At 71.5% G+C, this 8,204-nt stretch carries 8 protein-coding genes; 3 read left to right on the top strand and 5 right to left on the bottom strand.

The genetic code is table 11. The features are described 5' to 3' along the window. The first annotated feature begins 187 nt into the window (after positions 1-187). Positions 188-772 (top strand): sigma-70 family RNA polymerase sigma factor, encoded by a 585-nt coding sequence (locus ACFXBC_RS34230; RefSeq protein WP_385033721.1) that lies wholly within the window; start codon positions 188-190, stop codon positions 770-772. Then, entirely contained in the window at positions 769-1,521 is a 753-nt protein-coding gene (locus ACFXBC_RS34235; RefSeq protein WP_385033724.1) for an anti-sigma factor domain-containing protein, read from the top strand. The genes ACFXBC_RS34230 and ACFXBC_RS34235 overlap by 4 nt, the downstream gene beginning before the upstream one ends. A gap of 90 nt (positions 1,522-1,611) precedes the next feature. Here ACFXBC_RS34235 and ACFXBC_RS34240 read toward each other — a convergent pair whose 3' ends face one another. The 5 genes from ACFXBC_RS34240 to ACFXBC_RS34260 all read right to left on the bottom strand — a co-directional run bounded on the left by ACFXBC_RS34240 (position 1,612) and on the right by ACFXBC_RS34260 (position 7,019). After that, positions 1,612-2,418 carry a DUF1295 domain-containing protein gene (locus ACFXBC_RS34240; RefSeq protein WP_385033727.1) on the bottom strand — a complete coding sequence of 269 codons (807 nt, stop codon included), beginning with the start codon at positions 2,416-2,418 and terminating at the stop codon, positions 1,612-1,614. Next, positions 2,415-3,722 (bottom strand): class I SAM-dependent methyltransferase, encoded by a 1,308-nt coding sequence (locus ACFXBC_RS34245; protein ID WP_385033730.1) that lies wholly within the window; start codon positions 3,720-3,722, stop codon positions 2,415-2,417. The genes ACFXBC_RS34240 and ACFXBC_RS34245 overlap by 4 nt, the downstream gene beginning before the upstream one ends. After that, positions 3,719-4,957, bottom strand: coding sequence for a class I SAM-dependent methyltransferase (locus ACFXBC_RS34250; protein WP_385033733.1), 1,239 nt, complete (start codon positions 4,955-4,957; stop codon positions 3,719-3,721). Before ACFXBC_RS34250 ends, ACFXBC_RS34245 begins: the two co-directional genes overlap by 4 nt. Before the next feature lie 71 nt (positions 4,958-5,028). Next, positions 5,029-5,751: a DUF1365 domain-containing protein gene (locus ACFXBC_RS34255; RefSeq protein ID WP_385033736.1), complete on the bottom strand. Its 723-nt coding sequence runs from the start codon at positions 5,749-5,751 to the stop codon at positions 5,029-5,031. Next, complete coding sequence (locus tag ACFXBC_RS34260) at positions 5,748-7,019, bottom strand: NAD(P)/FAD-dependent oxidoreductase (RefSeq protein WP_385033739.1); 1,272 nt, start codon at positions 7,017-7,019, stop codon at positions 5,748-5,750. Before ACFXBC_RS34260 ends, ACFXBC_RS34255 begins: the two co-directional genes overlap by 4 nt. Positions 7,020-7,305: 286 nt before the next feature. Between ACFXBC_RS34260 and ACFXBC_RS34265 the strand changes: the two genes are divergently transcribed. After that, positions 7,306-7,941 carry a fasciclin domain-containing protein gene (locus tag ACFXBC_RS34265; protein WP_385033742.1) on the top strand — a complete coding sequence of 212 codons (636 nt, stop codon included), beginning with the start codon at positions 7,306-7,308 and terminating at the stop codon, positions 7,939-7,941. Positions 7,942-8,204: the final 263 nt, after the last annotated feature.

Raw genomic sequence — 8,204 nt, forward strand, 5'->3', positions numbered from 1 at the left:
GCGAGCACCCGCTCGCCGCCGGGGGCTTCCCGCTGCGCGGCCCGGCAGCTGAGGCCGCGGGCGGCGGCAGGAGCGGGGCGAGAACCCGTGGAACCATGCCCACGTCCGACCAATCCACCGCCGCACCCGCTCCGAATGTCCAGCGAGAAGCCGTACATTCCCTGCCCGCCCTGCGAAGGAACGCCGCGTGAAAGAAGCCGTACACATCAGCGGAGCCGCCTCGGCGGGACCTGATCTGCAGCAATTGCTCGCCCTGGTCGCCCGCGGCGACCAAGACGCCTTCTCGCGTCTGTACGACTCCGTGTGCGGCCCCGTTCTCGGACTGGTGCGCGCGGTGCTGCGCGATCCCGCACAGTCGGAGGAGGTGGCCCAGGAGGTGCTCCTTGAGGTGTGGCGCAGTGCGGCACGCTTCCAGCCCGACCGCGGATCGGCGATGAACTGGGTCCTGATGCTCGCCCACCGCCGGGCGGTGGACCGGGTCCGCTCGGCCCAGGCCGCATCCGACCGTGAGCAGCGGGCCGCCCTGCTCGACCGGACACCGGCCTTCGACGAGGTCGTCGAGCAGGTCGAGTCCCGGCTCGAACGCGAACAGGTGCGCCGCTGTCTGGGTTCTCTGACAGAGGTGCAACGCGAGTCGGTGACGCTCGCGTACTACCGGGGCCTCGCCTACCGGGAAGTGGCCGAGCTGCTCTCCGTACCGCTCGGCACCATCAAGACTCGACTGCGCGACGGACTCATCCGGATGCGCGACTGCCTGGGGGTCAGCGCATGATGACAGCGGATCTGCACACACTGACCGGCGCCTACGCACTGCACGCCCTGGAGCCGGACGAGCGCGCCGAGTTCGAACAGCACCTCCAGGCGTGCCCCGCCTGTGCCCAGGAGGTCCGTGAGCTGGTGGCGACCGCGGGGCGGCTGGCGCTCGCTGTCGCCGTGACCCCGCCCCCCGCCCTCAAGCAGGAGGTCCTGCGGCGGATCGCCACCGAGCGCCAGGAGGCACCGCTGCTGCCGCAGCAGCACCGCGGCGGTGGCACCGTACGCGGAGGCCGCGCCCTCTCCCGCTTCGCGCTGGCGGCCTGTCTGGCCGCGGCCGTCGGACTCGGCGGGGTCGCGGTGTGGCAGCACCAGGAGGCGGGGGACGCCCGGAACTCCGCCGCCCAGGCGCAGCAGCACGCACGTGCGCTGGCCTCGGTGCTCGCCGCGCCGGACGCCAAGGTCACGACGGGCAGGCTGAAGGGCGGGGCGACCGGCACGGTGGTCGTCTCGCACACCAGGGACAAGGCGGCCTTCCTCGCCTCCGGACTGGCGAAACCGCCGAGAGGCAAGGTCTACGAGCTCTGGTACGACGACAATGGGACGATGCGCCCCGCGGGTCTGCTGAATCCTTCATCCTCGTCGGAGAGCGTGCTCATGGAGGGCTCGGTGAACGGTGCGGCCGCCATGGGGATCACGGTCGAGCCGGCCGGCGGGTCCAAGGCGCCGACGAGCGGTCCGCTCGCCCTGATGCGCTTCGCGACCTGACGCGGGCGGCGGCGGAGCGTACGTGAGAGGGGGCCCGGACATCCGGGCCCCCTTCCACGTTTCGCGCTCCGCCGCTCCGGGTGGCCCGGGTCAGCTCCGCTTCGGTGGCAGCGGGAAGAACCCACTGGTCCGCCGGGCGTAATCGGCGAAGCCCGGCCGGTCGGCCATATGCCGCTCCAGCAGCCGCTTCCCGCTCCCGCCGATCAGCAGGAAGCTCATCACCAGCGGGCTGACGACGGTGGCAGCGGCGACGACCGGATCGTCGCAGACGAGCAGGAAGAGCCCCCACCAGACGCAGAAGTCACCGAAGTAGTTCGGGTGCCTGGTCCAGGACCAGAGGCCGCGGTCCATGATCTGCCCCCGGTGGGCCGGGTCCGCCTTGAAACGCGCCAGCTGCCGGTCCCCCACCGCCTCGAAGACCAGACCGACCAGCCAGACCGCACAGCCCACGTACCCGGCGGGCCCCATCGTCCCGGGCAGATACTGCGCCGCCTGGACGGGCAGCGAGATGAGCACCACCAGCACGCCCTGCAGCAGATAGACCATGCGCAGCGCATACAGATTCCGGTTGCCCGGCGCCTTGGCGAGCATCGACTCGTAGCGGGCGTCCTCGCCGTGGCCACGCCCGCGCAGCGCGATGTGGATGCCGAGCCGCAGCCCCCAGACGACGGTCAGCGCGGTGATCACGAGCCGCCGCACCCCGTCGCCCCCCTCCCCCGCCGCGACGGCGTACGAGACGAGCGCGACCACGCCGAACGCCGGCCCCCAGGCGATGTCGACGATCCGGTGCAGCCCCCTGGCGACGGCGACGGCGAAGGTGAGGAGCATGACGGCGAGCGCCGCGACGGCCGCCGCACCGACGCCCTGTCCGAACGCGCCCCATGGGTAGCCGCTCACCTGACGGCGTCCGCGGCGTACCAGTCGTGCGGGGTGGCGGGCATCGCGCTGTCTCCCGTGTCGTCGGGCCTTACGGCCAGGATCTGGTCCACGCCCATCCGCCGCTCCTCGAACGCGAGCCGCCCGCCCGCCAGATAGAGCCGCCAGACCCGTGCGGTCTCCTCACCGGCCAGCGCGCAGAACTCCTCCCACCGTTCCTCAAGGGTCCGCTCCCAGGCGGCGACCGTCCAGCCGTAGTGCTCCCGCAGTGACTCCACGGCCCGCACCTCAAGACCCGCGCCCTCCAGGAGCGAGACCGTCTCGCCCAGGGGACGCATATGCATGTCGGGTGCGATGTACGCCTCGATGAAGGCCCCGCCGCCCGGGGCGACGGCGCCACGGGACATCTGCTGGACCAGTACCCGCCCGGCCGGGCGGACCATCCCGTGCAGCAGGGCGGTGAAGCCGGGGTACTGCGCGTCGCCGACGTGCTCGCCCATCTCGATGGTGGAGACCGCGTCGTAGTCGCCGCCCGTGAGGTCGCGGTAGTCCGAGAGCCGGACCTCCACCAGACCGGTCAGTCCGCGCTCCACCACCTGGCGCCGCACGTAATCCGCCTGCTCGGCCGCGAGGGTGACCGCAGTGACCTTCGCCTTGTACTCCTGGGCCGCGTACAGGGTGAGCGATCCCCAGCCGCAGCCGATGTCGAGCAGCCGGGCGCCGGGGGTCAGTGCGAGCTTGCGGCAGATCAGTTCCAGCTTGTCGCGCTGGGCGTCGGCCACCCCGTACTCCGGCTTGTCGCTGGTCCAGTAGCCGCAGGAGTACGCCATGGTCTCGTCGAGCAGCAGGGCGTAGAAGTCGTTGGAGAGGTCGTAGTGGTGGCTGATCGCGGCCCGATCCCTGGCCCTGCTGTGCAGGGCGCCGCGCAGCCTGGCCTGGGAGGCCGGCGGAGCGGGGCGGGGGCCGACCGCGCCGAGGCGCAGCGCGGTGCGCGCCGCGCGGGCCCGGTCGGCGACGGTGAGCCGCGGCGGGCGCAGGGCCCGGCCCCGGACGGCGCTCCACACCGTACGCAGTCCTTCCGCGAGGTCGCCCTCCACGTCCAGTTCGCCGGTGATGTACGCCTGGGCCAGGCCGAGTTCGTCGGGCTGCCAGAGCAGTCTGCGCAGGGCGCGGCGTGAGCGCAGGACCACGACGGGCGCGCCTTCCGGGCCTGCGACGGAGCCGTCCCAGGCCCGCAGGCGCAGCGGAAGACGGCCGCCGATGAACTGTTCGACCAGCGGGAACAGCTGTGGGGCGGCGCCCGTACGGGGCTGAGGGCGCGTCATCGGTGGGTCTCCTCCTTGGAGAGCAGCAGTTGCTGCACATCGAGGTAGCCGGAGCGGAATCCCGCCTCGGAGTAGGCCAGATAGAAGGTCCATAGCCGCCGGAAGGTCCGGTCGAAGCCGAGTGCGGCGACCTGGTCGGCCCGCTCCTCGAAGCGTTCGCGCCAGAGCCTGAGGGTCTCGGCGTAGTGCGGTCCGAACTCCTCGCGCCGCCGGACCCGCAGCGCCGTGTGCTCGGTGGTGATCTGCTCGATCGCCTCGGTCGAGGGCAGCAGCCCGCCGGGGAAGATGTACTTCTGGATCCAGGTGAAGGTGTCCTTGCTGGCCAGCATCCGCTCGTGCGGCATGGTGATCGCCTGGAGCGCGATCCTCCCGCCGGGCTCCAGGAGCCGGTCGAGGGTCGTGAAGTACTCGGGCCAGAACTCCGCGCCGACCGCCTCGATCATCTCGACGCTCACGATGGCGTCGTAACGGCCCTCCACCCGGCGGTAGTCGAGGATCTCCACCGAGACGCTGTCCTGGTACCCCGCGGCACGGATGCGCTCGACGGCCAGCTCACGCTGTTCCCTGGAGAGCGTCACCGTGCGCACCCGGGCGCCGCGCGCCGCGGCCCGGACGGCCAGTTCGCCCCAGCCGGTGCCGATTTCGAGGAGCCGGGTGCCGGGGCCGACGCCGGCCTCGTCGAGCAGCCGGTCGATCTTGCGGTGCTGGGCCGCGGCCAGCAGCGACCGGTCGGCGGGGAAGCCGCGGAAGAGCGCCGACGAGTACGAGAGCGTCTCGTCCAGGAAGAGCGCGAACAGATCGTTGGAGAGGTCGTAGTGGTGGCTGATGTTCTCGCGTGAGCCCTCGGGCGTGTTGCGCTGGGCCGTCGGCTGCTTGCCGGCCCACAACGCCCGCAGCCGCTGCAGCGGCGCGGGGATCAGGCTCGCGGCGCGCTCGGCCAGCACGGTCAGGACGGCGACCAGGTCGGGGGCCTCCCATTCGCCCGCCATCCAGGACTCACCGAAGCCGATCAGGCCGCCCGCGCCGATCCGGCGGAAGAACGCCCCCGGGTCGCGCACATCGAGCAGCGGCCCCCCGACCCCGAGCGTCTCGGTGCCGGCGAGCCGGACCCGTAGCGGAAGTCCGGCGAGCGCCCGGCGGACGATGCGCTCCGCGATGGCGGTACGCAGCCAGGACGCGTCCGGCAGCCGGGCCACGTCCGGCCAGCGCTCGGCGTCGACCCCGGTACGGGGCAAAGCTGTTGAGGGGGTGGCGGGCCCGGGGGATCCTGCGGATCCGGGAGACGCCGGGGACACGGACGACACACTCACTTGACGCCCTCCTGGGGCAGATGGCGGGGACGGGGCTGGACGGGCAGCCCGCGCAGATACAGCCAGATCCCATGTACCCGGATCCCGAGGGAGACGGCCATGGTCGACCACGGATGGCGCAGCGCCGACCGCAGCAGGACGGCCGGGGTGGCGGCCCGGCGCTCCCCCCGTACGGTCGCGGTGAACGGACGCGCGCCGCCGCGCTCCAGATGCACCGCAAGATTCAGCCGCTCGCCCGGTTCGGGCAGCCGCATCCGGTAGTCGCCGTCCACGGGGAAGAACGGCGATACGTAGAACTCCTTCCGCACCACGTCCCGGCCCGCCGGGTCGGGGCGCAGCAGATAGCAGTGCCGCTCGCCGTAGGTGTTGTGCACCTCGGCGACGGCACACAGCGGGCTCCCCTGCGCGTCGCGGCACCAGTAGACGGTCAGCGGGTTGAAGACATGGCCGAACACCCGGGCGTGGGTGAGCATCTGTACGGTGCCGGCGCCCAGGTCGATACCCCGGGCGGTCAGGAACCTCTCCAGGCCCTCGCGGACGGTCGTGCTCTCCCCGCCGAAGTGGTCGCGGCCGTCGAACCGGGCGAGCGGGCGCAGCGCGCGCGGCAGCCGGGGCGGACTGTCGGGGTCGATCAGCCACATATACGTGTGGTGGTGCAGGGTGTGCCGCTTCGGTGCGGTCCGCACATGCGTGATCGTGCACGGGTAGACGGCGTTCACCAGGTCACCCCCAGCGCCTGGGCCGCCGCGACCCCCGAACGGCAGCCGTCCTCGTGGAAACCCGAGCCGTGGTAGGCGCCCGCGTAGGCGGTGACCGGGCCGCTGAGACCGGGCAGCCGGCGCTGGGCCGCCATCGACTCCACGCTGAACACCGGGTGTTCGTACACCATGCGGTCGAGCACCCGGTCGTCGTCGATCCGGTCCGCGCCGTTCAGGGTGACGACGTAGGTCTCCGGCGCGTCGAGGCGCTGGAGGCGGTTCATGTCATAGCTGACCCGGACGCTGCCGGCCCCGGCGGCGCACCCCGGCATCAGGTAGTTCCAGGAGGCGCGGGCGCGCGGGCTGCGCGGCAGGATCGTGGTGTCCGTGTGCAGCACGGTGGGGTTGCGGGTGTAGCGGAAGGCGCCGAGGACGCTGCTCTCCTGCTCGGTCGGGTCGGCCAGCAGGGCGAGCGCCTGGTCGGGGTGGACGGCGATGACCACCGAGTCGTACCGCTCGCTCGCGCCGTCGTCCGTGGTGATCTCGACACCGCCGGAGGTACGCCGGACAGCGCGGACCGGGGTCGAGGTGTGCAGCGCGGTGAGCTGTTTGCCGACCCGTTCGACGTACGTACGTGAACCGCCGGTCACCGTGCGCCAGGTCGGGGAGCCGGTCACCGAGAGCAGACCGTGGTGTTCCAGGAAGCGGAAGAGCGGCCCGGCGGGGTGGCCGAGGGCGGTCACCGGGTCGCAGGACCACACCGCCGAGACCAGCGGAGTCATGAAGTGCGCGGTGAAGTACGGCGAGAAGCCGCCGCGGCCGAGGAACTCGCCCAGGGTCAGCGCCTGCACGCCCGGCCCTGCCGCCAGCATTTTCCGGGCGAGGCGGTGGAAGCGGGGCACCTCGGCGAGCATCCGCAGATAGCGGCCGCGGAAGGCGTTGCCCGGCTGGGCGAGGAGTCCGGACAGGCCGCGCGCACCGGCGTATTCGAGACCGCACCCCTCGCACCGCACCGACATGCTCATCTCCGACTCCTGTGTCTCCACGCCCAGTTCGGCGAAGAGCCGCAGCAGCTGCGGGTAGGTGCGCCGGTTGTGGACGATGAACCCGGAGTCGACGGCGTGCACCCGGCCGTCGGCGGACGGTATGTCATGGGTGTGGGCATGGCCGCCGAGCCGGTCGTCCGCCTCGTACAGCGAGACCTCATGCGCGCGCTGGAGGACATGCGCGGCGGTGAGCCCCGCGATCCCGCTCCCCACCACTGCCGTCCGACGCCTCTGGTCCGCCATGCCGCTCCCTCCGGTAAGTCATGCGGGCACCGCCGCTCACCAGGCATTCGCAGCCGGAGTCCACTCGGATTGGTCCATCACACGATCGGATGACAGACCGATCCGGACCAATCCGCGGCCGTCCTGGGCCCGAATAGCCGACGTGAGTGCACTTCGGAGAGGTACGGCCGCACCGGGTTCCGGACGGAACACCCGCTGCGCGACGCGCTGTGCGGCGGCGCCTCACTCCGCATGTGCCCCATCCCTTACAGACGTTCCGCGAATCCCCTTCCCCTAGGAGAACCCCATGCGCACCACCCGCTTCCCCCGTGTCACCCTCGCCGTCGTCGGCGCGGTCGCTCTTCCGCTGGCGCTCTCCGCCTGCTCGTCGAACGACTCGAAGGGCGACTCGAAGGCCTCGGACAAGAAGCCTTCGGCCGCGGCCACCAAGTCGGACACCATGGACACCAGCAAGCCGTTCGGCCCCGGCTGTGCCACGGTCCCGAAGAACGGTGCGGGCAGCTTCAACGGCATGGCGAAGGACCCGGTCGCCACCGCCGCTTCGAACAACCCGGCGCTGTCCACCCTGGTGACCGCGGTGAAGAAGGCCGGCCTGGTCGACACCCTGAACAACGCCAAGAACATCACCGTGTTCGCCCCGACCAACGACGCCTTCAACAAGATCCCGAAGGCCCAGCTGGACAAGGTCCTCAACGACAAGGCGATGCTCACCAAGATCCTCACGTACCACGTCGTCGGCCAGAAGCTCACGCCGAAGATGCTGGAGAACGGCAGCTACCCGACGCTGGAGAAGAGCAAGCTCACCACCTCGGGTTCCGGCGTCTCGTACAAGGTCAACGACGCCTCGAACGTGGTCTGCGGCAACGTCCCGACGGCCAACGCCACGGTGTACATCGTCGACTCCGTGCTGATGCCGAAGTAATCGCACCGCTGTAGTCACCCCGTCGTAGTGACACGGTCGTAGTGACACGGTCGTCCTCGCACGGCCGCGGTCACATCGGCGCTGTTGCACCGGCGTCGTCACACGGTCTCCGTCACGGTCGCGGCCGCATCGGCGCAGTCGCGTCGGCGCCGGGACGCGTACCGCGGCACGCGTCCCCCCGCGCGGGCCGCCCCCCCACCGTCTGCGGGGCGGCGCGCACCGCGTCCAGGTCGACGACGGCCGGCAGATCGCTCACGTACGCG

This window comes from Streptomyces sp. NPDC059398 (assembly GCF_042751845.1).
Taxonomy (GTDB): Bacteria; Actinomycetota; Actinomycetes; order Streptomycetales; family Streptomycetaceae; genus Streptomyces.